This window comes from Streptomyces phaeolivaceus (genome assembly GCF_009184865.1).
GTDB lineage: Bacteria > Actinomycetota > Actinomycetes > Streptomycetales > Streptomycetaceae > Streptomyces > Streptomyces phaeolivaceus.
In genome coordinates this window covers 4,201,963-4,227,802 of sequence record NZ_CP045096.1, presented here as the reverse complement: position 1 = coordinate 4,227,802, position 25,840 = coordinate 4,201,963, and the positions used below count along the sequence as shown (strand labels likewise).

The following is a 25,840-nucleotide window of genomic DNA, read 5'->3' as shown; positions in this document are numbered from 1 at the left end:
GCCCCGCCACCACAGCAACGACCATCATCTGCACTGGTCACGCTTCCGACGACGCAGCCAGGCCCGTGCCCGCCGCTCCCACTACAAACGCCGAGGCCACAACCCGCAGATGCGGTTGCAGTACTAGCGGAGTGCGGTACCGGCTCTCCTCGCTGCTGGCCCTGGTGGTCTGCGCGATGACCCCGTCCGGCCACGACTCGATCACCGCGGCGGCGGAGTGGTGCCGGCGTGCGACGCCGGAGGAACTGGCCGCCTTCGGCCTTCCCTACCACCCACTCCTCGGCCGCTACCGGGTGCCGAGCGAGAAGACTCTGCGCAGCGTCCTGGGCCGGCTCGATCCCGGTGAGATCGGCGCGGCCGGTTACGACTACCTTCGGCCCCTGCTGTCCGCACAGCCCCGCCGGCCGGAGCCGGTGATGCCCGACGGTGGCACCGAGCGTGAACAGCGCCGGGCCCACCGGGCGGCCGCCCGTGCCGAACCGGTACGGCTGCGGCGGCGGGCGATCGCGGTGGACGGCAAGTGTCTGCGCGGCGCGAAGCGACCGGACGGCAGCCGGGTCTTCGTCCTGTCCGCCGTCCGGCACGGCGACGGTGTCACGCTCGCCTCCCGCGAGATCGGCGCGAAGACCAACGAAATCCCCGAGTTCGCACCACTCCTCGACCAGATCGACGACACGGATCTCGCGGGAGCGGTCGTTACCGCCGACGCCCTCCACGCCCAACGCGACCACGCCACCTACCTGCGTGAACGCGGCGCTCACTACCTGCTGACCATCAAGAACAACCAGCGCGGCCAGGCCCGTCAACTCCACGCCCTGCCCTGGAAGGACATCCCCGTGATCCACCGCGACGACGGCCGTGGCCACGGCCGTCACGAGCAACGGATCGTCCAGGTCGTCACCGTCGCGGGCCTGCTGTTCCCGCACGCGGCCCAGGTCCTGCGGATCCAGCGCCGTCGCCGTCTCTACGGCGCGAAAAAATGGTCCAGCGAGACCGTCTACGCCATCACCGACCTGCCCGCCGAGGAAGCGAACGCAGCCGAGATCGCGTCCTGGGCTCGCGGGCACTGGACCGTGGAAAATACCGTCCACTGGTGTCGAGATGTCACCTTCAACGAGGACAAATCCCAGGTCAGGACCCACAACGCGCCCGCCGTACTCGCTGCTCTCCGTGACCTGATCCGCAGCGCGCTCAAGCTCGCCGGCTATGTCAACACCGCCGCCGGACGACGAGCTCACACCGAGCGACCCCGCGTCCTCGCCCTCTACGGCATCACATGATCAAACCGGACTATCCAGGCACTCGCCGGGGCCCTGGGGCCTAGCATGCCGCCGTTGTCCCGGATGGCGTTCGGTATTTCGAATGGGCGTGGATTCCGGTGGGTCGAACGAGTCGGTGTGAAGGGAAGTGATGCCGTTGTCTGCGGTGATCGAGGCGCGCGGGCTGTCCAAGGTGTTCCAGACGACCGTACGGCGGCCCGGCTTCGCGGGGGCGCTCAAATCGCTCGTCAGTCCGCGGCGCGTGGCCAAGGTCGCGGTGCAGGACGTCGAATTCAGTGTGGGCCGGGGGGAGTTGCTCGCACTGCTCGGTCCCAACGGGGCCGGGAAGTCCACCACGATCAAGATGCTCACCGGGATCCTGACGCCCACCTCGGGCGAGGCGCTCGTCGCCGGGGTCGTCCCGCACCGGGACCGGGAGCGCAACGCCCACAACATCGGGGCCGTGTTCGGGCAGCGGACACAGCTGTGGTGGGATCTGCCCGCGCGGGAGTCGTTCGAGATTCTGCGCGATATCTATGGGGTGCCCGAAGGGCAGTTCCGGGAACGGATACAGGAGTTCGACGGGCTGCTCGAACTCTCCGAGTTCTGGGACACCCGGGTCCGGCATCTGTCGCTCGGGCAGCGCGTGCGATGCGATCTCGCCGCCTCGCTGCTGCACGACCCGCCCGTCGTCTTCCTCGACGAACCCACCATCGGCATGGACGTCGTGGTGAAGGAGCAGGTACGGCGGTTCCTGCGGCACCAGGTGGAGGAGCGCGACCGTACCGTCCTGCTCACCACGCACGACATGACCGAGGTGGAACGGCTCGCCGAACGCGTCGTGCTGATCAACCACGGCCGGATCGTGCTCGACGGCTCGCTCCAGGAGATCCGGCGGCGTTTCGGCGGCACCTGGCAGGTCCGGGCCACCCTCGCCGACCCCGTCGACGTGGAGGAGATCGGGGGGACCGGGGAGACCGGCGCCGTTCCGCTGCCCGGGTTCGGTGGGATCGGGGTGCTGCGGCGTGAAGGGCCGAGGGTCGTGTTCGGGCCGGTCGGGGAGGACGCGCCCACCGTTCACGAGGCGCTCAAGGTGATCATCGGGCGGTTCCGGGTCGCGGACCTCGCGCTGGAGGAGAACGACCTGGAGGACGTCATGCGCGCCGCCTACCTCAGCGACGTACCCGCCCAGGAGCCGCCCACCGCCGAGGCCGCCACCGCCACCGCTCCCGCCTCCGCCGCCCAGGGCGGCTGAGCCATGACCGCCACAGCCACCCCGCCACCCACCCCTTCCACCCCACCCACCCCATCCACTTCCTTCACCCCGCCCACTTCCTCCACTTCCTCCACTCCATCCACTCCATCCACTCCGTCCGCCCTGTCCGCCCTCTCCCGCGCCCGCCGCGTCTCCTGGATCACCCCCCGGGGCGAACTGCTCGCCCCACCCCGGATGACCGCCACCGCCGTACGGCTCTTCGTCCAGGTCTGTCTGGTGGTCTACCTCTGGCGGGGGCTGTACGCGAACACCGAGTCCAGCGCCGGGCTGAACGAGACCCAGGCCGTCGGCTACGCCGTACTCGCCGTGCTCGCGAACCGCATCCGCGGCCTCGACCGGAGCGCGGGCCGCGACATGGTGATCCAGCACCTCCGCTTCGGGACGATCGTCTACTGGTACCTGCGACCGATGAGACCTCAGCGCTACTACGCGCTGCGCGCCCTCGGCGACCAGCTGTACGGCTTCGGCTGGGTGCTCACCGGGTATGTGCTGTGCCTCGCCGTCGGAGTCGTCCCCCCGCCCGCCTCCCCCTCGGTGGCCGGGGTCTTCGCCGTCAGCATGCTGCTCGGCCAACTCGTCCTCTACTACGTGATGATGCTGGTCGACCTGATGTGCTTCTGGACCCTGCGCAACGAGGCGGCCCTGCTGATCCTCGTCTTCGCGCAGAACCTGCTCTCCGGTGTGTACGCCCCGCTCTGGTACTTCCCGGACTGGTTCATCACGCTCAGCTCGTTCCTGCCGTTCCAGGCGACGCTCGGCGTACCGCTCTCCATCTACGTCGGCCGGATCGGCCTCGGCGACGCCTTCGGGCAGATGGTGATCCAGGGCGTCTGGATCGTGCTGCTCGCGCTGCTCACCCGCCGGCTCTGGGACCTGGCCGGCCGTCGCGTCGTGTCCCAGGGAGGCTGACCATGACGACCACGACCACGACCACCCCGCACAGCCCTGCTCCCCGAAGGACGGCTCCGCACGGGCCCGCGCACGCCTGGCGCGTCGTCTGGCGGATCACCAAGCTCAACTTCAAGGCCCGGCTGGAGTACCGGGGCGAGTTCCTGATGAACGTCTCCGTCGGGGCGATCTGGCAGGTCTCGATCGTCGTGTTCGCCTCCGTCCTGCTCACCCGGTTCCCCGGGCTCGGCGGCTGGTCCAGCTCCGACGTCCTGCTCATCGCCGGCATGCGGATGCTCGCCCACGGGCTGTACGTGCTGTTCCTCGGCCGGGTCCAGTACATGAACGTCCTCGTCCAGGAAGGCGTCGTCGACCCCTGTCTGATCCGTCCGATGCCGGTCTACCGCCAGGTCCAGCTGGCCTTCTTCCCGGTCAACGCCCTCGGCGACCTGGTCGTCGCGGCCGGTCTGTTCGTCGCCGCCCTGCACCGCAGCTCGCTCGACTGGACGGCGGGCCGGATCGCGTATGTGGTGGCGGGCGTGCTCGGCGGCATGCTGGTCGAGGCCGCCATGTTCACGGCCCTGGCCGCCGCCGCGTTCCACTTCCCGGCCACCTCGTACTGGAGCCAGTGGCTGGAGGAGCTGATGGGCACCTTCGGCAGCTACCCCCTCAGCATCCTCCCGAAGGTCGCGTCCGCCGCGTTCACCTTCGTCGTACCGCTCGCCTTCATCGCGTACTTCCCGGCCGGGGTACTGACCGGCCACGGCGGCGCGATGGGCGTACCGGAGACGCTGGCGGTGGCCTCACCCTTCATCGGCCTCACCGCCTTCGTCCTGTCGAGGCTGCTGTGGAACTGGAGCCTCAGCAAGTACACCGGCGTCAACGGCTAGCAACCGTCAACGGCTGGCAACCGTCAACGGCTGGCAACCGTCAACGGCTGACAACCGTCGGCGGGTTGGAGACGCGGAGCCGAAGAGGTCGCCGTGGCTGCCTACGTCACTTCAGCCGGGTCTCCAACCCGTCCAGCACCCGGTCGAGGCCGTACCGGAACCCTTCCTCCCGGGCCGCCCGCGGATCCGTCCCGCGCTGTTCGGCGTAGCCCTCGCGCAGCAGCGGGTGGTCCTGGGCGGCCTCCTCGGCGGCCGGCCACAGCTGATCGACCATGGTCCGCTCGTCCTGGCCGCTGCGGGCGAGGACGTTGAGCCAGGCGGCCTCGCTGGTGGCCATGCCCGTGACGTACGCGACGAGCGTCGTGACCGCCCGGTCGGCCTCACCGGCCGGGAACCCGGCGGTCGTCAGCAGCTTCAGCATGGCCTCGGAGATCCGCATCCAGTTCGGGCCGAGGTACGACATGCCCATCTCGCCGAGTACGGAGGCCAGCCATGGGTGGCGCAGGATCGTGGCCCGCAGACTGTGGGCGCAGGCGGCCGTGTCCGCACGCCAATCGGCCGCGTCTGGGGCGGTGTTGACCTCGATCTCGCCGTAGACCTCGTCCACGGCCAGCTCCAACAGCTCGTCCTTGTTGGCCACATGGCGGTAGAGCGAGGTCGCCCCGGCGCTCAGCCGGCCGCCGAGCTTGCGCATGCTCAGCGCGTCGATGCCCTCCTCGTCGAGCAGCCGCAGCGCCTCCGCCACGATGTGCTCCCGGCTCAGCGCGGGCTGCTCCCGCCCCGTCCGGGGCCGGGTCCACACGGACGCGAACCCCTCCTGCTTCCGGACCGACTTCTCGGGTGACATGGCGGCGCCTCTCTCCTCTGCTTCTCCACTGCGTACGGCTGCTTACGGCCGCGTACGGCCGACGCCACCAGCGTACGGTGTGCGCACGCGCCGTGAGGCGACCGACGGCCGACGGCCGGTGGCCGGCAGTTGGTCGCTGTCGTTGGTCGTTGGTCAGACCTCCGGGACGCGGCGGAACATGCCCGCCACCGCCACCTCGCCCTCGATCCGCCCCACCGCGTCCCGCAGTTCGGGCAGCACCTCCGCCACGCACTCCTCGACCGAGCGCCTGCTGCTGTGCATCGCGACGTTCACCGCCGCGACGACCCGCCCGCCCCGCCCCCGCACCGGTACGGCGATGGAGCGCAGCCCCTCCTCCAACTCCCCGTCGACGAGGGCGAATCCGGCGTCCCGTACGCGCTCCAGGACGGTCAGCAGCTCCCGCCGGTCGGTGATCGTGTGCGGGGTCAGCGGGGCGGGGCGCTCCGGGAGCGGGGCCTCGGGCAGCAGGTCGGCGAGCATCACCCGTCCCAGGGATGTCGCGTACGCGGGCAGCCGGGTGCCGAGCGTGATGTTGACGCTCATGATGCGGCTGGTGGCGACCCGGGCCGTGTACTGCACCTCGTCCCCGCCCCCGGTGAGGATCGCGAGGGACGCCGAGTCGTGGACGCGCGCGGAGAGTTCGGCCAGATGCGGCGCGGCGATCCGGGACAGCGGCAGCATCGACAGGGGCGGGAAGCCGAGGTCCAGCACCCGGGGGGTGAGGCGGAAGACCCGGTCGTACGACTCGACGTACCCGAGGTGTTCGAGGGTGATCAGCGCACGGCGGACCGTCGCCCGTGCGAGCCCGGTGGCCTGGGCGACCTCGGTGAGCGTCAGTTCGGCCCGCCCCTCGCCGAAGGAGGTGACGACCGTGAGCCCCCGGGCGAGCGACTCGACGAACTCGCGGCCCAGTTCCTGCTTGGAGGCCCCGGTCCAGTCGGCGAGCCCGGCCGGACGGGCGGGGCCGGAGGGGTCTGGGGGGCCGGAGAGGCCGGAGAGGCCGGAGAGGCCGGAGAGGCCGGGAATGATGCTCCCCGCCGTGGTGGCCGGCGTCGGCGTCGGCGTCGGCTTCCGCAGCTCCCGCTCCATCTCCGCCACGGTCGCCCGCAGCCGGGGCAGCAGGGTCTTGCGCAGCGACTCCGCCGTGTGCCGGCTCGTATGGCTGACGACGCTCGCCACACAGGCGACGCGTCCCGTACGGGGATCCCGTAGGGGTACGGACACCGCCACCAGCCCCGGTTCGATCAACTGGTCGTCCAGCGCCCACCCCTGGGCGCCCGCGCGGGCCGTACGGTCCTCGAAGTCGTCGTAGGCGCCGCCGAGCGGGGGCACCGCCGGGAAGCCGTGGCCCTCCGGGTCGGCCGCGCGGCGAGCCCGCCACCGGGCCCAGTCCGCCGGTTCCCACTCGGTGGCGAACAGCGGGCCCGGCGCGGTGCGTTCGGCGGGCAGGAGGTCGCCGATGCGGAAGCTGAGGGACATCGCGCGGCGGCGGGTGGCCTGGTGGATGAAGCGGACGCCGTCCCGGTCGCCGACCGCGAGGGACACGGACTCGTCCAGTTCGTCGGCGAGGGCGTCCGCGTGGGCGTCGAGGAGGCGGGGGAGGCGGAGGGCGGCGAGATAGGCGTTGCCCAGCTCCATCAGGCGGGGGGCGAGGACGGCGTCGCGGCCGTCCAGGCGTACGTAGCCCATGCGGGCCAGGGTCGCGGTGATCCGGTCGACCGTGGAGCGGGCGAGGCCGGTGGCCCGCTCCAGTGCGCTCGGGCTCAGCGTCCCGTCCGCCTCGGTGAGCCGACGCAGCACGGTGATGCCCCGCATCAGGGGTGCGACGGCTTCGGGGGGCGTGGTGGCGGTGGTCGCGGCCGCGCCGGGGGCGTTCGGGAGCATGGCCACACGGTAATGCGACCCGGCTGCGCCGCCGCGCCGGGCGCCTCATGGCCAGGGGGCGCCTCATAGCTCGGGAGTGCGGGTTCGTGGGCGGGTGCGGGTGAGTGGGGCTTCTCGCGCAGTTCCCCGCGCCCCTGAAAAGCCGGGCCCGCGCGGTCGTGGTCTTTTCAGGCCCGCGCGGTCGTGGTCTTTTAGGGGCGCGGGGAACTGCGCGAGAACCCCCACCGGACCCGCACCCGCAAACGCACCCCAACCACCCCCTCTCACCCCCTATCACCCCCCCACCTCCCTCACCCTCATCTCACCGCCGACTCACCGCCGACTCACCACCAACCGATGGTTCCCCCCGACATCCACCCCGGCCACAGCGATCTCCACCCCGGCCCGCGTATCCCTGAACCTCTCCCCAGGCACCAGCGGCGCGTCCGACAGTTCCGCGTGGACGTTGGGGCTGCGCGTGCACCCCCCACTGTCCCGCCGCGCGTCATGGACCTTCACGGGCCCGTTCCCGGTGTCGACGGTCGCGTCCACCCGGTACACGAGCACCCCCGGCCGGCACACCGCCGCGTCGTTCCCCGCCCGCGTCCGCAGCTCCGCGACATACGCCGCCCGCGAGCTGAGCGGCACGACGACCAGCTTCGCGCCCCCGGCGACGGGCAGCGGCGTCAGCGTGTACTCCGCGGCACCGGCCGTCGCCACACACGCGACCTGCGTCTCGTCGAGCCACCCGAGCTTCCACTTGTGCCAGCCCAGCAGATCGTTGTCGACGCCCCAGTCCTCGCTCATGATGTCCCAGTGCCCGACCGCGCCCCCGCCCTCGTGCGTATAGAGGTCGGGCAGCCCGAAGACATGGCCGTTCTCGTGGGGGAGGACCCGGTACCCGGTCTCGTGGTACGAACCGGAGCCGTCGTCCTGGCGGCTGTACACGAACGACGCGTTGGCGACCGGCACCCCGTCCGCGATCGGCGCCTCCCGGTTCCCGGCGAAGGTCACCGACAGGACGGTGTCGAGGGCGGAGGGTCCCGCGTTCGGGGTGACGAGGACGTTCACGAGGTCGTACGCCCGGAAGTCCACCAGCGGATCGGCGGCCCGCACCATGTCCTGCACCAGCCGGCGGTAGCCGGGGTCGAAGGGGGCGCCGCGCTCTATGCCGTAGGAGCGGAAGGACTTCGGCATCCGCAGCCACTCGGTGAGCGGGGCCTCGGGGCGGTAGTCGATACGGCCGTAACTGCTGGTCCTGAACCACTTCTGGGTCTGTGGGGCGAACTCCGCGAAGCGGTCCATCGCGCGGCCCTCGCCGGGCGCGTCGGAGAAGTCGATCATCAGGTTGAGGGCGCGGACCGTGCCGGTGGAGCGGGAGTAGCCGGGCGGGGTCGGGATGCCCTCGGACATCTGGGTGCCGAGCGGGCCGCGGATCATGCAGGGGCCGAGCGCCGAACCGCGGGCCAGGGCCGTGGCGCCCGCCGCCCGTGTCGTCTCCTTCGCCATCAGGTGCCCGGTGCCGGCGGAGCTGCTGACCGCGAGGGTGAGGGCGGTGACGGAGGCGAGCGCGACGACCCGGCGCGGACGTATCCGGCGCGGCGGCGTTCCGTCACTCCGACTCGGAGACATCCCGTCACCCCGGCGCGGAGATATCCCGTTTCTGCGGAACGGCTGCTGCATCCACGCGCCCTTCGCTCCACGGCAGCCGCCCGACGACAAGGCTGCACCCTTCTCGGCACCCCCTCCGATCACCCTCGGACGAGGGGTGCGCGGGCGCGCGCTGGAAGGTCCGAACGTGGGCATCGGGCACCCCGCCCCGCGATGTGACCCAGGTCACAGGAAAAGACTTCGAGGGTGGGAAATAACCGGGGATCATTTCCCCGTTTAGCCATGTGTCCGAGCGAAGCGGGGACTCCATCCCCGGATCGTCACCGGGCGCCCCCCCCACACCACTGGACCGGGAAGAAGGAGTGCGCCGTGGAAACCGCCGCCGCCGCCCCCGCCGTACGTCGCAAGGTGCCCCGCCCTCGGGCCGACGCCCTGCGCAACCGGGAGCGGATCGTCACCGCCGCGCGGGAGATGTTCGTGGAGTTCGGCCCCGAGGTGCCGCTCGACGAGGTCGCCCGCCGCGCCGGCGTCGGCAACGCCACGCTGTACCGCAACTTCCCCGACCGGGACGCACTGGTCCGCGAGGTCGTCTGCTCGGTCATGGACCGTACGGCGCGCGCGGCCGAGGCGGCGCTCACCGAGACCGGTGACGCGTTCGAGGCGCTCTCTCGCTTCGTGCACACCTCGGCCGACGAACGGATCAGTGCCCTCTGCCCGATGGTCCAGAGCACGTTCGACAAGCACCACCCCGACCTGGAGGCGTCGCGCGAGCGTCTGGAGGAGCAGATCGCGGGGATCATGAAGCGCGCCCGGGACGCCGGGCAGCTCCGTGCCGACGTGGGCGTCGGAGACCTGATGATCGCCGTCAGTCAGCTCAGCAGGCCCCCGGCCGGTACCCAGTGCGCGGGCGCCGACCGCTTCCTCCACCGCCATCTGCAACTGTTCCTGGACGGGCTGCGCGCCCCGGCCCCCTCCGAACTGCCCGGCGCACCCGTGACCGTGGAGGACCTACGGAGGCCCTGCTCGCCCTGACCCACCGGCCCTGACCCACCGGCCCTGACCCACCGGCCCTGGCCCGCTGACCCGAAGGCTGTCGACGACGACAAGCCGCTACCTCTCGACGCCCTTTTTCACCACCCGACACCGAACCTCACCGATCCTCACCGATCCTCACCGATCTTTCCGTCACGAAGTCCCGAAGTGGGTACCCCCATGTCCGAAACAGCCGGCACCCCCAAAAAGTCAGAAACCGACAACGCGCACGCCAACCGCTGGAAAGCGCTCGTCTTCATCGCCCTCGCCCAGCTGATGGTCGTGCTCGACGCGACCATCGTGAACATCGCCCTCCCGTCCGCCCAGCAGGACCTGGGGATATCGGACGGCAACCGCCAGTGGGTCATCACCGCGTACGCGCTGGCCTTCGGCGGTCTGCTCCTCTTCGGCGGCCGTATCTCCGACATCTGGGGCCGCAAGCGCACCTTCGTCACCGGTCTGATCGGCTTCGCCGGCGCCTCCGCGCTGGGCGGCGCGGCCACCGGTGAGGCGATGATGCTGGGCGCCCGCGCGCTCCAGGGCGCCTTCGGCGCGCTGCTCGCGCCCGCCGCGCTCTCCCTCCTCGCCGTGATGTTCACCGACGCCAAGGAGCGCGCCAAGGCGTTCGGCATCTACGGCGCGATCGCCGGTGGCGGCGGCGCCGTGGGCCTGATCCTCGGCGGCTTCCTCACCGAGTACCTGGACTGGCGCTGGACGTTCTTCGTCAACATCCCGTTCGCGGTGATCGCGGCGGTCGGCGCGTACTTCGTCATCCGTGAGCCGGCCGGCGGCCGCAACCGCTCCCCGCTCGACATCCCCGGCGTGGTCCTGTCCACCCTGGGCCTGGTCTCCCTGGTCTACGGCTTCACCCGGGCCGAGTCCGACGGCTGGGGCGACTCGATGACGATCACCCTGTTCATCGCCTCGGCGGTGCTCCTCGCGGCCTTCGTGGTCGTCGAGTCCAAGGTCAAGGCCCCGCTGCTGCCGCTGCGCGTGCTCATCGAGCGCAACCGCGGCGGCGTCTACCTCTCCCTCGGTCTCGCGGTCATCTCGATGTTCGGTCTGTTCCTCTTCCTGACCTACTACCTGCAGATCGTGAAGGGGTACTCCCCGGTCAAGACCGGTTTCGCCTTCCTGCCCATGATCGCGGGCATGATCATCGGCTCGACCCAGATCGGCACCCGTCTCATGACCCGGGTCCCGCCGCGCCTGCTGATGGGCCCCGGCTTCCTGGTCGCCGGCCTCGGCATGCTGCTGCTGACCCAGATGGAGGTCGACTCCTCGTACGCCGCCCTGCTCCTGCCGGCCCAGCTGCTGCTCGGCCTCGGTATGGGTACGGCGTTCATGCCGGCGATGTCCCTGGCGACCCACGGTGTCGAACCGCGTGACGCGGGCGTGGCCTCCGCCATGGTCAACACCTCCCAGCAGGTCGGCGGTGCCATCGGTACGGCCCTGCTGAACACGATCGCGGCCTCCGCGACCACGTCCTACATCAAGGAGCACATCGGCTCGGCCACCTCGAAGCCGGCCGCCCAGCTGGTCGAACTCCAGGGCATGGTCAACGGCTACACCAACGCCATCTGGTTCGCCGTGGCCATCCTGGTGGCCTCCGCCGCCATCGCCTTCACCCTCGTCACCACGGGCAAGCCCGACATGACGTCGACCACGGCCGAGGGCGAGGACGCCGCGAACGAGGTCAAGGTCCCGGTGATCGCCCACTGAGGGACGACCTCGACGGATGACGGCGGGGCGGGGGCGGAACAGCGGCGAAGCCGCCTGTTCCGCCCCCGCCCCGCCGTCAGGGGCGCGGGACTGTGTCGATATGCGGCTCCGCCGCGTGGGCGCGACCAGCCCCCACCGGACCCGCGCATCCCCGCAACGGAACGCACCGGGCCCTGCCGCACCCCTACCGCAGCCAAGGCAGATCGGCCCCCGCCTCACTCGGCTGCAAGCCCTCCGCGACGATCCCCATGATCTCGCCGAGGGCCTTCTGCTGTTCCGCCGACAGCCGGTCGAACAACGCCTGCCGCACCGCCGCCACATGCCCCGGCGCGCTCTTCGAGAGCATCTCGTGGCCCCCGTCCGTGAGCACAGTGAACTGCCCCCGCTTGTCCGACGGACAGTCCTCGCGCCGCACCCACCCGTTCTTCTCCAGCCGGGCCACGGCGTGCGACAGCCGCGACCGCGTGATCTTCGTCCGCATGGCCAGCTCGGTCATCCGCAGCCTCCGCTGCGGCGCCGCGGACAGCACCACCAGCAGGTGGTAGTAGAGGTGAGGCATGCCCGCGTCGCGCTGCAACTGGCGGTCGAGATGGTCCTCGAGCAGGGATGTGGCGTGCACATAGGCGAGCCAGGTGCGCTGTTCCTCATCGGTGAGCCAGCGGGGTTCTTCGTCAGCGGATACGGTCGTCATGCCACCACTGTACGAGGCTCCTTCTTGAAATTTGAACTATAGAGATGTAAGGTGAAACAACAAATATTGAGACTTCAACTACTGGGGAGTTAGCAGGAGTCTCAGGAGACAGAAGCGACCACCGGGCCCGCCGACGCGTGTGAGGCGCGTGAGAGGCGTGTGTGTCGTGGGTCGCGCGTGTGTTGAGGGAGTCACCCCTATGTCCGCCGCCACTGCCGAGCGCATGCCCGCCCTGTACCTGAGTCACGGGGCCCCGCCGCTCGCCGACGACCCGATCTGGCCCGGCGAGCTCGCCGCCTGGTCCGCGACCCTGCCCCGCCCCAAGGCGATCCTCATGGTCTCCGCCCACTGGGAGGAGGCCCCCCTCGCCCTCGGCGCGGTAGACCCCGTCCCCCTGGTCTACGACTTCTGGGGCTTCCCCGAGCACTACTACCGCGTCCAGTACGGCGCCCCGGGCGCCCCCGAGCTGGCGGCCTCGGTCCGCAAGCTCCTCCAGGCCCCCGGCACCCCCGTCCAGGACATCCCGGACCGGGGCCTCGACCACGGCGCGTACGTCCCCCTGGTCGAGATGTACCCGGACGCCGACATCCCGGTCCTCCAGATCTCCATGCCGACCCTGGACCCCCGGAAGCTGATGGACGTCGGCCGCAAGCTCGCCCCCCTCCGGGACGAGGGCGTGCTGATCATCGGCTCCGGCTTCTTCACCCACAACCTCGCCGCGCTCCGCCAGGCCGGCACGCCCACCTGGTCCACCGAGTTCGACGACTGGGGCCACCGCGCCCTCGAATCCCGCGACTGGGACGGCCTCCTCGACTTCCTCCACAAGTCCCCGGCCGGGCAGCTGGCCCACCCCCGCACCGAGCACTTCGCCCCGCTCTTCGTCACGATGGGCGCGGCGGAGGCAGCCGGTGAACTGGACGCCCAGAGGTCCGTGATCGACGGCTTCTGGCTGGGCCTGGCGAAGCGGTCGGTGCAGTTCGGCTGACCCTGCCCTGCCGTGTCCTGCCGGGGTCGCTTACCCGAGAGGTCATCGACCCCGGCCCGTGCCGCTGACAGGCTCGTCGGCGTAGCCATCCCCGACTCCCGTCGGCCGGAGCACCCGGAAGGACACCGCCATGCCCGCCTACGCCATAGCCCACCTCAAGGACGCCGCCCCGCACCCGGACATCGCCGAGTACGTCGAGCGCGTCCCCGCCACCTTCGAGCCGTACGGCGGTCGCTTCCTCGTCCGTGTCACCCCGCACGAGGTGAAGGAGGGGAGCTGGCCCGGGGCCGTCGTGGTGATCGGCTTCCCCGGCATCGCCGAGGCGCGGAGCTGGTGGGACTCGCCCGCGTACCAGGAGATCGCCCCGCTGCGGACACGGCACATCGAGGGGGACATCATCCTGGTCGAAGGGGTACCCGAGGGCTACGACCCCCGAGCCACCGCCAAGGCCACGCGGGAGTCCCTGACGGCGGAGTGACCGCCGGGCCGGGGGCGTGCGGGGAGGGCGGGCGGACCCTCACAGCCCCTTCTCGTACCAGGCCACGTCCCAGTACCGCCCGAACTTCCGCCCGACCTCCCGATACGTACCGACGTACCGGAACCCGAACCGCTCGTGCAGCCGCGTCGACGCCTCGTTCGGCTGGGCGATCCCGGCGTAGGCGCGATGCACGTCCTCGTCGGCGAGCGCCTCGAACAGCGCCTTGTAGAGCATCGTGCCCACGCCCCGGCCGCCCGCGTCCGGGGCGAGGTACACCGACACCTCCACCGAGGTGTCGTACGCCGGTTTTCCGCGAAACGCGCTGCTCGTGGCGTACCCAAGAATCCGCTGTGAGTCGTGCGACGTGGCAACCATCAGACGATGCGGGCCGTCTTCAGGGTGGGAGAGCAGCCAAGGACGGCGCTCCTCCGTAGTGAAGACAGCGGTATCGAATGTGATCGGCGTCTCACGGACGTAGTGGTTGTAGATGTCGGTGAGGGCGGCGAGGTCGGTCTCGACTCCTGGTCTGACCTGCACCTCTATGGACTCCGCAGACATCTCGCCTCCCCTTGTGGTGGCACAGGGTACTGCAAGATCAGAAAAATAGTGGGACGGGTTGGGAATTCTGTCCTGATTCCAGTCGTTGTTTCCTTCGGAAGCAGGGCACTCGGAAGAGTGTCCGGGCGACCACGTCAAGACCCACGTAGGAATACGTACGAAACGTAGGAATACGTACGACCAGACAGCCAGACACCACCCTGCCAGCCCACCATCGCAAGGGAGCACGCATGGCAACCCGTGCCGTCGCCGCTCGTCGTTCGTCCGCCGGACGGACCGACGCGGCTCGCAGCGTTCGCGCCTCTGGCGGCGAGATCGCCGACCGCGACCTGGTCGGCATGTACCTCGACGAGATCGCGCGTACGCCGCTGCTCGACGCCGCCAAGGAAGTCGAGCTGTCCCAGATCATCGAGGCGGGTGTGTTCGCGCAGCAGATCCTCGACGGCGAGGAGGCGGCCAAGGCGGACGCCACCCGCGAAGAGCTCGAAGCCCTCGTCGCCGACAGCGAGCGGGCCAAGGACATCTTCATACGGTCGAACCTGCGGCTCGTCGTGGCCGTGGCCCGGCGCTACCCCCGCAGCGGTCTGCCGCTGCTGGACCTCATCCAGGAGGGCAACGCCGGCCTGGTCCGAGCGGTCGAGAAGTTCGACTACCGCAAGGGCTTCAAGTTCTCGACGTACGCCACCTGGTGGATCCGTCAGGCCATCACCCGTTCGATCGCGGACCAGTCGCGCACCATCCGGCTGCCCGTCCACCTGGTCGAGGAGCTGGGCCGGATCCGCCGTGTGCAGCGCGAGTTCAACCGCGAGCACGGGCGCGACCCCGAGCCCCAGGAGATCGCCACCGAGCTGGGCTCCAACCCGGACCGCGTGGTCGACGTCCTCGACTGGGCCCGCGACCCGGTCTCGCTGAACATGTCGGTGGACGACGACGGCGACACCCAGTTCGGAGACCTGCTGGAGGACACCTCCGCGGTCTCGCCCGAGCAGTCCGTGCTCACCCTGCTGCGCAGCGAGGAGCTGGACGGCCTGATCGGGCGCCTCGACCAGCGCACCGCGTCCATCATCAAGATGCGGTACGGCATCGAGGACGGCCGCGAGCGCACCCTCACCGAGGTCGGCAAGGAGCACGGGCTCACCCGCGAGCGGATCCGTCAGATCGAGAAGCACGCCTTGCTCGAACTGAAGAAGCTCGCCCGCGACACGGGCTTCGACGCGGTCGCCTGACCCCGGTCACCGCCCGGTACGGACCAGAGCCCCGTACGGCCCAACCCCTGGGGCCGCCGCGGGGCTTGGCCGTACTACGCCCCTACTTGGCCGTACTACGCCGCTTCAACTCCCCGTTCCCGGGGCACAAGACATCCGGGCCCACGACTCACGGGCCCGGAGCCGCCAGGCCCGGGACCCGAGTTCGACCGCCATGACCACGACCATGACCGCGAGTACGAGCACGGCCGTGACCGCGGTCGTCCGAAGCCGAGTCCCGACGCTCTCCCCCCAGCGCCGGGACTCTCCCAGAGCCGGGCTTCGGCGCCTCCCCCCCCGGCGCCGGAGCCCGGCTCCATACGTACGACGGGTCGCCCCGGACCTGAACCCCGGGGCGACCCGAACGGCAGATTGTGCCACAGAGGCAAACCCCACCGAACACCCGACGACCAGCAAACCCGCACGTCAAAGGCCCTTCACCACTCCTCCGCCCACTCCTCCGCCCACTCCTCCGCCCGGTCCTTCGCCCGGTCCTTCGCCCGGTCCTTCGCCCGGTCCTTCGCCCGGTCCTTCGCCCGGTCCTTCGCCCGGTCCTTCGCCCGGTCCTTCGGCGGCTTCTCGGCCGTCCTTCTCAGCCGTCCTTCTCGGCCCCTGCCGCCCGAGCCAGGCGCGCTCCCAACTCCCGTACGAAACCGACCAGTTCCGGCGGCTCATGCACCGTGAACTCGCAGTCGACCACGGCCAGCCGTACGGCCAGCCACTCCACGGAGTCGCCGACGGAGGCCCGCAGCCGGCAGCTGTGCTCGTCGACCGGCTCGGGCGTACCGAACCAGCCGGGGAGCCTGGCCGCGATGAACTCGGCGGGCGCGGCGAAGGTGACATCGAACGTGTACGTCTCCTGCCGCCGGTACATCGACTGCCGCAGATACTCCTCCGCACTGCCCGTCGGCAGCTCGCGCGCTGTGAACCGGGCACCCGTGGCGAAGGGTTCCGTGACCCGGTCGACCCGGAAGGTGCGCCAGTCGTCGCGTTCGAGGTCGTAGGCGACGAGATACCAGCGGCGGCCGGTCGAGACGAGTCGGTACGGCTCGCAGTGGCGCCGTGACTCCGTGCCGTCGCCGGAACGGTAGGCGAAGCGCAGCCGCTCCCGACCCGCCACCGCCGAGGCCATCACGGTCAGCGTCTCGGGCGTGACGGTCGCCCCGTCGCCGCTGGTCAGGGGAGTGGTGGCGGCCTGCAGCGTGGAGACCCGGTGGCGCAACCGCGACGGCAGCACCTGCTCCAGCTTGGCGAGCGCCCGTACGGACGCCTCGTCCACGCCGTCCACCGCGTGCCCGGCGCCGGCCCGCAGCCCCACCGCGATCGCCACGGCCTCCTCGTCGTCCAGCACCAGCGGCGGCATCGCCTTCCCCGCCACCAGCCGATATCCGCCCTCGGCCCCCAATGTCGCCCGCACCGGATACCCCAACTCCCGCAGCCGGTCGATGTCCCGCCGCACGGTCCGCCGCGAGACCCCGAGCCGCCCGGCGAGTTCACCACCGGGCCACTCACGGGGCGTCTGAAGGAGGGAGAGGAGCTGGAGGAGCCGCGCCGGGGTGTCAGTAGTCATGCCCCGAGCATCGCGCGGAAATAGGACACGATCTGACCTACCGGCCCCTTAGTTTCACCGCATGACCTCGACAACGAGCGCCCGTCAGGGGCGCGGGGAACTGCGCGACCAGCCACAAACAGCCCGCACGGACCCCCCGGCAGAAGCCCCGACGGCGCTCGACGCACCACGCCCCGACGCACTGCCCGACGCACTGCCCGGCGCACTCGCCGACACGACCCCCGACACGACCCCCGACACGACCCCCGACACGACCCCCGACACGACCCCCGACACGGACCGACGCCGCTGGATCGCCCTGGCCATCGTCATGACGGCCGCCTTCATGGACCTCGTCGACGTCACCATCGTCAACATCGCCATCCCCTCCATCCAGCGAAGCGAGCACGCCACGTTCAGTCAGATCCAGTGGATCACCGCCGGCTACGCCCTCGCCTTCGCCGCCGGCCTCGTCACCGGCGGCCGGCTCGGCGACATCCACGGCCGCAGGCGGATCTTCCTGATCGGCATCGGCGGCTTCACCCTCGCCTCCGCGCTCTGCGGCCTCGCCGCGAACCCGGAGACGCTGGTGGCGGCACGGATCGCACAGGGCGCGACCGCCGCGCTGATGGTGCCTCAGGTGCTGTCGATCGTGCACGCGACCTTCCCCGCGCACGAACGCGGCAAGGTGTTCGGGCTGTTCGGCGCGATCGTCGGCCTCGGCGCGGTCTCCGGCCCGCTGCTCGGCGCCCTGCTCATCGAGTGGAACCCGCTGGACCTGGAATGGCGGGCGATCTTCCTGATCAACCTCCCGGTCGGTGTCGCGGGCCTGATCCTGGGCCGCCGTTTCATCGCCGAGTCGAAGGCCCCGCACGCCCTGAAGCTGGACCTCGTCGGCGTCGCCCTGGTCACCGCCGGACTGCTGATGCTGCTCTACCCGCTGACCCGGGGCCACGAGACGGGCTGGCCGCTGTGGGGGTACGTCTCGATGCCGGGTTCGCTCGCCGTGTTCGCGGCGCTGGTGGCGTACGAGCGGCACAAGACCGCGCGCGACGGGTCACCGCTGATCGAACTGCCGCTGTTCCGGGTGAAGAGCTTCGCGGCGGGCATCGCCGTGCAGACCGTCTTCGGGATCGCCCTCGGTGTCTTCTTCCTCGTCTGGACCCTCTACCTCCAGACCGGCCTCGGCTGGAGCGTCCTCAAGGCCGGTCTCACCGGCATCCCGTTCTCGCTCGCCGTCTCGGTCGCGGCCGGGCTCTCGGTCCAGAAGCTCGTCCCGCGCTTCGGCCGCAAGGTCCTCCAGGCGGGCGCGCTGCTGATGGCGGCCGGGGTGCTGCTGTACCTGGCGGAGTCGGAGCGGTACGGCCTCGCCATCACCCCCTGGCAGATGGCGTTGCCGCTGCTGGTGATGGGCGCGGGCATGGGGCTCATCGTCGCCCCGCTGACCGACGCGATCCTCTCCGGGGTGCCGCGTGAGCACGCCGGTTCCGCGTCCGGGCTGATCAGCACGGTCCAGCAGATGGGCAACGCGCTCGGCCTCGGCCTGGTCGCCGTCGTCTTCTTCGGCGTCATGGACGACCACCTCGCCCCGGCCGCCGTCGGCCCCGCCTTCGTCGACGCCTTCGAGTACGCGCTCGGCTGGGTGGCCGCGGTCCTGACCGCGATCTTCCTGCTGATGTTCGCCCTGCCGGCACGGCCCACGACGGAGACCGACGAGTCGGCGACCTCCGCCCCCTGACCGCCGTTGCCGTAAGCCCGATCATGTCCGAGTCGGCCCGAGTGTTGCCCGAAACTGTTTACATTCCGGAAATCCGGGCGTAGCCTCCGATCGAAACCACAGAATCGGGCATCAGTCGGAGGCGAACGGACATGTACGCACCGGAGCGGCAGCAGGAGATCCTCCGGCTCGCCCGTGACGGCGGCCGGGTGGACGTGGTGTCACTGGCGGAGGAGTTCCAGGTCACGGCGGAGACCATCCGCCGCGACCTGAAGGCCCTCGACCGCGCCGGCCTCGTCCAGCGGGTGCACGGCGGCGCGATCCCCGCCGGCCGTCTGGACTTCGAGCCCGACCTCGCCGAACGCGAGGGCACCGCGGCCGACGAGAAGGACCGCATCGCCCAGGCCGCTCTCGCCGAACTCCCGAACGACGGCACGGCCGTCCTCGACGCCGGTACGACGATCGCCCGCCTCGCCGCCGCCATCCCGCTGGAGGCCGCCCTCACCGCGGTCACCCACAGCCTCCCTATCGCGGCCCGCCTCGCCGACCACCCGGGCATCCAGCTCCACCTGGTCGGCGGCCGGGTCCGCCACCGCACCCGCGCCGCCGTCGACGCCTGGGCGCTGAGGGCCTACGGCGAGATCCGCGCCGACGTCCTCTTCGTCGCGGCCAACGGCTTCTCCGTCGACCACGGACTGACCACCCCCGACCTCGCCGAGGCCGCCGTCAAGCGGGCTGCGGTGGCCGCCGCCCGACGCGTGGTGCTGCTCGCCGACTCCTCCAAGCACGGCCAGGAACACTTCGCCCGCTTCGGCGACCTGAGCGATGTGGACCTGCTGATCACCGACAGCGGGCTGAGCCCCGAAGACGCCCTCGCCATCGAACGCAAGGGCACCGAAGTACTGCGCGTCCCCGGCAACGAGCCCGGCAACGAGCCCGGCAACGGCTCCGCCGCGGCCCGGACCAACGGCCGTGCCGACGGCCGGAAGGACCGCTCATGATCCTCACCGTCACCCCCAACCCGTCCCTCGACCGCACCTACGAGGTCCCCTCCCTCGACCGCGGCGAGGTCATCCGGGCCACCGGCGAACGCATGGACCCGGGCGGCAAGGGCGTCAATGTCTCCCGCGCGGTCGCCGCCGCCGGCCGCCGCACCGTGGCCGTCCTGCCGCTCGGCGGAGCACCGGGCGCACTGGTCGCGGACCTGCTCGACGCCCAGGGCATCGAGGTCGCACGGGTGGCCGTGGCCGGGGCGACCCGCTCCAACATCGCCCTCGCCGAGGCCGACGGCGTCCTCACCAAGATCAACGCACCGGGCCCCGAACTCTCGCCCGCCGAGCAGGAACTCCTCCTGGAGACCGTCCGCGCCCAGTCCGCAGACGCCTCCTGGATCGCCTGCTGCGGCAGCCTCCCGCGCGGCCTCGCCCCGTCCTGGTACGCCGAACTCGTCGCCCGCGCCCACGCCGCCGGCACCCGTATCGCCCTCGACACCTCCGGCCCGGCCCTGCTCGCCGCACTCCGCGAACGCCCCGACGTCGTCAAGCCCAACGCCGAGGAACTCGCCGAAGCCGTGGGACGCCCCCTCGCCACGGTCGGCGACGCCGTCAAGGCCGCGGAGGAACTGCGCGAGATGGGCGCCGACGCCGTACTGGCCAGCCTCGGCGCCGACGGACAGCTCCTCGTCGACGCCTCGGGCGCCTGGTTCGGCACGGCCCGTGTCGACGCAGTCCGCAGCAACGTCGGCGCCGGCGACTCCTCCCTCGCCGGCTTCCTCATCGCCGGCGGCCACGGCCCCGAGGCCCTCGCCTCCGCCGTCGCCCACGGCGCCGCCGCCGTCCAGCTCCCGGGCAGCGTCATGCCGACCCCCCGAGACCTGGACCCGGCGGCGGTGACGGTGACACCGGAGGTGCCGGTGGACCGGGTGCTGAGGGAGCCGGTGTCATGAGCGGGCGACCGGGAGCGAACGTTCGTTTTGGCGGCCGGGGGGTGGGGGCTCGGCGCCTGGGGAGCCTTGGCCTCGGCGGCCGTGGCGGTCCGCGAACGAACCTTCGTTTTCCCTTACCCGCCGCCCCACGCCTCTCCCTCTCCTCCCCCCTCTCCCTCCCCTTCTCTTCCCTCCCTTGGCCGGCCCCCGTGGCCCGTGCCCCCCACACTTCCGTCCCCACCCCCGCCCAGCACACCCTCCGGGCGATACGCGTGCGAAGGAGCCCGCGATGAGCGAGATGATCACCGCGGACCTGGTCGACCTCGACCTGTCCGCCGATACGAAGGAAGCGGCGGCACGTGCCCTCGCCGAGCGCATGGTGGCGAAGGGCCGGGTCACCGACCTGGACGGCTTCCTCGCCGACGTCGCCGCCCGTGAGGCCCAGATGCCGACCGGCCTCGACGGCGGCATCGGCATCCCGCACTGCCGCAGCGAGCACGTCACCGAGCCGACTCTCGCCTTCGGCCGCAGCGCGGCCGGTGTCGACTTCGGCGCGCCCGACGGCCCCGCCGACCTGATCTTCCTGATCGCCGCCCCGGCCGGCGCGGACGACGCCCACCTCACGATCCTGTCGTCCCTCGCCCGCCAGCTGATGAACGCCGAGTTCACGGACGCCCTGCGCGCCGTGGACGACGCGGCACGCGCCGCCGCCCTCATCCGGGGCGACGCCCCGGCCGAGGGCACCGAAGACTCCGCGGCGGCGTCGGGCGGAACGGCCTCCCCCGACGCCGCCGCGGGCAACACCACCCCGGCGACCCCGGCCCCGGCTTCGGCCCCGGCCCCGGCCCCGGCCCCGGCTTCGGCCCCGGCTTCGGCCCCGGCTTCGGCCCCGGCTTCGGCCCCGGCTTCGGCCCCGGCTTCGGCTCAGGCAGCCCCGGAAGCCGCCGCCCCCGCCGAGGCCGGCCGCCCCTTCCGTATCGTCGCCGTCACCTCCTGCCCCACCGGCATCGCGCACACCTATATGGCCGCCGAGTCGCTGGAGAACGCGGGCCGGGACGCCGGTGACGTCGAGATCGTCGTCGAGACCCAGGGCTCGGCCGGCTTCAGCCGCCTCGACCCGGCCGTCATCGCCGCCGCCGACGGCGTGATCTTCGCCCACGACGTCCCCGTACGGGAGAAGGACCGGTTCGCCGGAAAACCCACCGTCGACGTCGGTGTGAAGGCGGGCATCAACCGCCCCGCCGCACTGATCGCCGAGGTCCGGGGCAAGGCCGAGCGCGGCGAGATCACGGCGGCCCGCCCCGGCGGCTCCCCCGTCGACCGCGCGGGCGACTCCGGCGACGGCTACGGCACCAAGCTGCGCAAGTGGCTGATGTCCGGCGTGAGCTACATGGTCCCCTTCGTCGCGGCGGGCGGTCTCCTCATCGCCCTCGGCTTCGCGATCGGCGGCTGGGAGATCAACCAGGCCAAGCCGGTCACCGAGCACTTCGACTGGCTCCAGGTCGACAGCTGGGCCGCCCTGATGTTCCAGATCGGCGCCGTCGCCTTCGGCTTCCTGATCCCCGTCCTCGCCGGTTACATCGCCTACGGCATGGCCGACCGGCCCGGACTCGTCCCCGGCTTCGTCGGCGGCATGATCGCCGCCAACATCAACGCCGGCTTCCTCGGCGGTCTGGCCGCCGGTCTGATCGCCGGTGGCGTCGTCATCGCCATCCAGCGGATCAAGATCCCACCGGTGCTGCGCGGCATCATGCCGGTGGTCGTCATCCCGCTGATCTCGTCGATGATCGTCGGCTTCCTGATGCTGATCGTCATCGGCAAGCCCATCGCCGAGGCCCAGAAGGGCATGACGGACTGGCTGAGCGGCCTGTCCGGCTCCAACGCGATCCTGCTCGGCGTCCTCCTCGGCCTGATGATGTGCTTCGACCTCGGCGGCCCCGTCAACAAGGTCGCGTACGCCTTCGCCACCGCCGGAATCGCCGTGCAGGACCCCAGCGACTCCGCGATGAAGATCATGGCGGCGGTCATGGCGGCCGGCATGGTCCCGCCGCTGGGCATGGCCCTCGCCACCACGATCCGCAAGAAGCTGTTCACCACCGCCGAACGCGAGAACGGCAAGGCGGCCTGGGTGCTCGGTGCCTCGTTCATCTCCGAGGGCGCCATCCCGTTCGCCGCCGCCGACCCGCTGCGGGTCATCCCGGCCTCCATGGCGGGCGGCGCGGTCACCGGAGCGCTGGCCATGGCCTTCGGCTCGACCCTGCGCGCCCCGCACGGCGGCATCTGGGTCACCCCGCTGATCGGCCAGCCCTTCCTCTACCTGCTGGCCATCGCGATCGGCACGGCCGTCACGGCGGGCCTGGTCATCGTCCTGAAGGGCATGCGCAAGACCCAGCCCGAGACGGCACCGGAGTCCGCTCCCGCCGCCGAGACGAAGACGAAGGAGCCGGTCGCGGCCTGAACCCGGGACCGTACGACGGCCGCGGCCCCCTCCCGCCTGAGGGGGCCGCGGCCGTATGCGTTTCCGCCCCGTGCGCCCCTTTGGGCGCCTTTACAACCCGTGTGACGTGTAAGCCGTACCTGCGAGATACATCACGGTCCGGGCTCAAAGTCCCATCCGGTGGTGTCTACTGGACGGCATGCCTGAGCACGTGTCGATCCTCCAGCCGTTGGGCGTGGTCGCCCTCGTCCTCGCGGCGGTCATCTGGGTCGCCGTACTCGTCCGCGTACTGCGCCGGGACCGCGAGGTCCACCGGGGCCGCTTCGCCGAACTGGCCCGCAGACGCGGACAGCGGCTGCGGGGCCTGCCCCACCAGCGCCGCAAGGGCCCCCATGTGGAGCATGTGGAGCTGACCCCGGCGGAACAGGACGCCTTCGCGTTCCTGGCCCGCCAGTTCAGCGACGACCGCCTCGCCTGAGCACCCCGCCGAGGACCGGGTCGGCCAACCGGCCGGGTCGGCTAACCGAGCGTCCCCGCCCGCCGCTCCATCGCGTCCCGGGCCGCGTCCTCCGACACATACACCTCGCACATATGGCGGCCGTCCGGCGTCGCCGTGTGCTCGACCTCCCACAGCGAGATCTCCTGCCCGTCCGTGAGCAGGAACGCGTGCTCGTAGAGCGAGAAACTCAAGCCCGGCCGGCCCTGCCGCGCGGGGCGGTGCGGCCGGCCGAAGGCCTGGGTGATCTCATGCGCGAACGCGGTGCGCAGTAGCAGCGTCGCCAGCTCGTCATCGGGCGGGTCCGGGTTCTCCGCCCGCCGCAGCAGCCTGCGGGCGTGATCCGCCGAGTCGTCCGGCACGTACTCGTGGCGCGGCTCGGGGAACGCCGCAAGCTCCACGATCGCGGGCAGCTCGAACTCGGGAGTGTCCGGCGGCATCGGCAGACGCGCGGTGGCGGCCCGCAGCTCCTCGTCGTCCGTGTACACCTCGTGCTGGGTGTCACTGCCGGGCACCGTGTTGTGCACCAGCTCCCACAGCGTGACCGCGGAACCGTCGGCGAGCAGCCAGGTGTGCCGGTACGTCGCCCGGTGCAGCCCCGAACTGTAGTGCGCGGAGTGCAGCGAGCTGTCGTGCGCGAGGGCGCAGTCGAGCTGCCGTATCGTCTCGTCGGGCAGCTCGAAGGAGTTCAGGGCGCGACCGAGGAGTCGCGCGAGGTGCTCCTCAGGAGACTCGGGCGACTCGGGTGGCTCGTACGCTGCCGTCTCGTACGGAACGCTCAAGGTTTCTCCCGGCGTTGCTGCATGTCACCTTGTGGGTGCATACCGTAGCCCCTCGGTCGGACATCATGTCCGGGAACCGAGAAAACGTACGTCCCTAAAACGCCGCAGCCGCGCGGTTGGTTCCCGCGCGGCTCGACGAACTCCCTGAACTACGTGGTCAGATGGCGTCCCCCGCCGTCCACTCGCTCCACGACATGTTCCAGCCGTTGAGGCCGTTGTCCGGCGCGACCGTCTTGTCGGGGGAGTTCTTGACGATCACCACGTCACCGATCAGCGAGTTGTCGAAGAACCACTTGCCGTTCGTGTCGCTGTTCGCCCCCTGGGCGTCCGCCAGGCCGACACAGCCGTGGCTGGTGCCCTCGCGCCCGAACGGCGGATTGCCCTTGCTGTACCAGTAGTTGCCGTGCACGAACGTCCCCGACGTCGTCAACCGCATCGCGTTCGGCACGTCCGCGATGTCGTACTCACCGCCGAAGCCCACCGTCGACCCGTTCATCCGCGTCTGCCGGAACTTCTCCGAGATCACCATCTGCCCGTTGTACGTCGGGGTCGCGGCGCTGCCCGCCGAGATCGGCACGGTCTTCAGCGTCTTCCCGTCCCGCTCGACCGTCATCGTCTGCGTGTTCACGTCGACCGTGGAGACCTGCGCCCGCCCGACCGTGAAGGTGACCGTCTTGTCCTGCACACCGTAGAGGCCGTTCGCACCCTCCACACCGTCCAGGTCGATCCTCATCGAGACCTTGGAACCGGCCTTCCAGTACTCCTCGGGCCGGAAGTCGAGCCGCTGCTCCCCGAACCAGTGCCCCACCACCTCCTGCCCGCTGCTCGACGTCACCGTGATGTGCGACTGCACGGCCTTCCGGTCCGTGATCGCCTTGTCGAAGGTGAACGACACCGGCATCCCGACGCCGACCGTGGTGCCGTTGTCCGGCGTGTACGTCCCGATGAAGCTGTTGGCCGTCGACACGGTCGTGAAGATGGAGTTGGCGGCCGACGTCTTGCCCTCGGCGTTCTTCGCGGTCGCGGAGATCCGGTACTTCGTGCCCCGCTCCAGCTGCTCCTTCGGCTTCCACGACCGCCCGTCCGCGGCTATCTCGCCCGCCACGACCGCGCCCCCCTCGGCGGCGGTCATCTCCACCTCGGTCAGCTTGCCGCCGCTGACCTTCACCCCGGTGGCGTTGATGGACGCGCCCGTCGAACCGTCCTTCGCGGAGATCGTGATCCGCGCCGCGGTGTCCTCGGCCGAAGTCCCCTTGCCGCCACTCTTGTTGTCCGCCTGGGCGTCCCCGCCGCAACCGGTGAGGGTCAGCGCACCGACCACCAGCACGGCACAGGTCCCCAGCGCACGCCGCCGCACAGCAATCTTCGGCCTCGTCACGATCTGCTCCAGATTCTTCGCGTCTACGTCATTGACGTGATCTACGTGATCCGCTCCATTACGTGGACGAAGAGCGCACGACGCCCGACCGGGTTCCCGAGACCCCCGCCCCACGGCATCACGTGACAGAACCGGGACAATCGCCCCCGGACGGCAACACTTGAACTACCGCCCTCTCGGGCCCCGTTCACC

General features: G+C 70.9%; 22 protein-coding genes. 14 read left to right on the top strand and 8 right to left on the bottom strand.

What is annotated here, in order from left to right:
- Positions 1-23 precede the first annotated feature (23 nt).
- The 4 genes from F9278_RS19735 (at position 24) to F9278_RS19715 (ending at position 4,313) form a co-directional block, all read left to right on the top strand.
- Complete coding sequence (locus tag F9278_RS19735) at positions 24-1,280, top strand: ISAs1 family transposase (RefSeq protein ID WP_404819016.1); 1,257 nt, start codon at positions 24-26, stop codon at positions 1,278-1,280.
- A 130-nt stretch (positions 1,281-1,410) separates the two neighbouring features.
- Positions 1,411-2,514, top strand: a complete 1,104-nt coding sequence (locus F9278_RS19730; RefSeq protein ID WP_152169545.1) for an ABC transporter ATP-binding protein — start codon at positions 1,411-1,413, stop codon at positions 2,512-2,514.
- A gap of 195 nt (positions 2,515-2,709) precedes the next feature.
- Entirely contained in the window at positions 2,710-3,444 is a 735-nt protein-coding gene (locus F9278_RS19720; RefSeq protein WP_226967307.1) for an ABC transporter permease, read from the top strand.
- Positions 3,445-3,446: 2 nt separating this feature from the next.
- Positions 3,447-4,313, top strand: coding sequence for an ABC transporter permease (locus F9278_RS19715; protein WP_226966817.1), 867 nt, complete (start codon positions 3,447-3,449; stop codon positions 4,311-4,313).
- A gap of 106 nt (positions 4,314-4,419) precedes the next feature.
- On the opposite strand, the gene F9278_RS19710 is transcribed toward F9278_RS19715, so the two are convergent.
- The 3 genes from F9278_RS19710 to F9278_RS19700 form a co-directional block, all read right to left on the bottom strand.
- Entirely contained in the window at positions 4,420-5,160 is a 741-nt protein-coding gene (locus tag F9278_RS19710) for a TetR/AcrR family transcriptional regulator (protein WP_152169543.1), read from the bottom strand.
- Positions 5,161-5,313: 153 nt separating this feature from the next.
- Positions 5,314-7,065 (bottom strand): IclR family transcriptional regulator domain-containing protein, encoded by a 1,752-nt coding sequence (locus tag F9278_RS19705; protein ID WP_152169542.1) that lies wholly within the window; start codon positions 7,063-7,065, stop codon positions 5,314-5,316.
- Positions 7,066-7,377: 312 nt separating this feature from the next.
- Positions 7,378-8,676, bottom strand: coding sequence for a M6 family metalloprotease domain-containing protein (locus F9278_RS19700; RefSeq protein ID WP_193241552.1), 1,299 nt, complete (start codon positions 8,674-8,676; stop codon positions 7,378-7,380).
- Positions 8,677-9,024: 348 nt separating this feature from the next.
- On the opposite strand from F9278_RS19700, the gene F9278_RS19695 reads away from it, so the two are divergent.
- Both F9278_RS19695 and F9278_RS19690 read left to right on the top strand, forming a co-directional pair.
- Positions 9,025-9,687, top strand: coding sequence for a TetR/AcrR family transcriptional regulator (locus F9278_RS19695; RefSeq protein ID WP_152169540.1), 663 nt, complete (start codon positions 9,025-9,027; stop codon positions 9,685-9,687).
- A 180-nt stretch (positions 9,688-9,867) separates the two neighbouring features.
- Positions 9,868-11,409 carry an MFS transporter gene (locus F9278_RS19690; protein WP_193241551.1) on the top strand — a complete coding sequence of 514 codons (1,542 nt, stop codon included), beginning with the start codon at positions 9,868-9,870 and terminating at the stop codon, positions 11,407-11,409.
- Between the two features lie 184 nt (positions 11,410-11,593).
- On the opposite strand, the gene F9278_RS19685 is transcribed toward F9278_RS19690, so the two are convergent.
- Positions 11,594-12,100 (bottom strand): MarR family winged helix-turn-helix transcriptional regulator, encoded by a 507-nt coding sequence (locus tag F9278_RS19685; RefSeq protein WP_152169538.1) that lies wholly within the window; start codon positions 12,098-12,100, stop codon positions 11,594-11,596.
- A 199-nt stretch (positions 12,101-12,299) separates the two neighbouring features.
- On the opposite strand from F9278_RS19685, the gene F9278_RS19680 reads away from it, so the two are divergent.
- Together F9278_RS19680 and F9278_RS19675 are read left to right on the top strand one after the other, a co-directional pair.
- Positions 12,300-13,085, top strand: a complete 786-nt coding sequence (locus tag F9278_RS19680) for a dioxygenase family protein (protein ID WP_152169537.1) — start codon at positions 12,300-12,302, stop codon at positions 13,083-13,085.
- Positions 13,086-13,215: 130 nt separating this feature from the next.
- Positions 13,216-13,563 (top strand): DUF1330 domain-containing protein, encoded by a 348-nt coding sequence (locus F9278_RS19675; protein WP_152169536.1) that lies wholly within the window; start codon positions 13,216-13,218, stop codon positions 13,561-13,563.
- A gap of 39 nt (positions 13,564-13,602) precedes the next feature.
- Here the strand turns inward: F9278_RS19675 and F9278_RS19670 are convergent, their stop codons facing one another.
- Positions 13,603-14,121, bottom strand: a complete 519-nt coding sequence (locus F9278_RS19670; RefSeq protein WP_152169535.1) for a GNAT family N-acetyltransferase — start codon at positions 14,119-14,121, stop codon at positions 13,603-13,605.
- A gap of 230 nt (positions 14,122-14,351) precedes the next feature.
- On the opposite strand from F9278_RS19670, the gene F9278_RS19665 reads away from it, so the two are divergent.
- Positions 14,352-15,347 carry a sigma-70 family RNA polymerase sigma factor gene (locus F9278_RS19665; protein ID WP_152169534.1) on the top strand — a complete coding sequence of 332 codons (996 nt, stop codon included), beginning with the start codon at positions 14,352-14,354 and terminating at the stop codon, positions 15,345-15,347.
- Between the two features lie 610 nt (positions 15,348-15,957).
- Here F9278_RS19665 and F9278_RS19655 read toward each other — a convergent pair.
- Complete coding sequence (locus F9278_RS19655) at positions 15,958-16,935, bottom strand: helix-turn-helix transcriptional regulator (protein WP_152169533.1); 978 nt, start codon at positions 16,933-16,935, stop codon at positions 15,958-15,960.
- A gap of 61 nt (positions 16,936-16,996) precedes the next feature.
- Here F9278_RS19655 and F9278_RS19645 point away from each other — a divergent pair, with 61 nt between their 5' ends.
- From F9278_RS19645 to F9278_RS19625, 5 genes are all read left to right on the top strand, one after another.
- Positions 16,997-18,652, top strand: coding sequence for an MFS transporter (locus F9278_RS19645; RefSeq protein ID WP_404818924.1), 1,656 nt, complete (start codon positions 16,997-16,999; stop codon positions 18,650-18,652).
- Positions 18,653-18,783: 131 nt separating this feature from the next.
- Positions 18,784-19,632, top strand: coding sequence for a DeoR/GlpR family DNA-binding transcription regulator (locus tag F9278_RS19640; protein ID WP_226966816.1), 849 nt, complete (start codon positions 18,784-18,786; stop codon positions 19,630-19,632).
- Positions 19,629-20,576 carry a 1-phosphofructokinase gene (gene pfkB / locus F9278_RS19635; protein WP_152169530.1) on the top strand — a complete coding sequence of 316 codons (948 nt, stop codon included), beginning with the start codon at positions 19,629-19,631 and terminating at the stop codon, positions 20,574-20,576. Before F9278_RS19640 ends, pfkB begins: the two co-directional genes overlap by 4 nt.
- A gap of 268 nt (positions 20,577-20,844) precedes the next feature.
- Positions 20,845-23,013: a PTS fructose transporter subunit IIABC gene (locus tag F9278_RS19630; RefSeq protein ID WP_152169529.1), complete on the top strand. Its 2,169-nt coding sequence runs from the start codon at positions 20,845-20,847 to the stop codon at positions 23,011-23,013.
- Positions 23,014-23,191: 178 nt separating this feature from the next.
- Positions 23,192-23,470, top strand: coding sequence for a hypothetical protein (locus tag F9278_RS19625; protein ID WP_152169528.1), 279 nt, complete (start codon positions 23,192-23,194; stop codon positions 23,468-23,470).
- A 41-nt stretch (positions 23,471-23,511) separates the two neighbouring features.
- On the opposite strand, the gene F9278_RS19620 is transcribed toward F9278_RS19625, so the two are convergent.
- Positions 23,512-24,270, bottom strand: coding sequence for a DUF6227 family protein (locus F9278_RS19620; protein WP_152169527.1), 759 nt, complete (start codon positions 24,268-24,270; stop codon positions 23,512-23,514).
- 157 nt (positions 24,271-24,427) lie between these two features.
- On the bottom strand, positions 24,428-25,648 hold the full coding sequence (locus tag F9278_RS19615; protein WP_152169526.1) for a L,D-transpeptidase: 1,221 nt from the start codon (positions 25,646-25,648) through the stop codon (positions 24,428-24,430).
- Between the last annotated feature and the right edge of the window lie 192 nt (positions 25,649-25,840).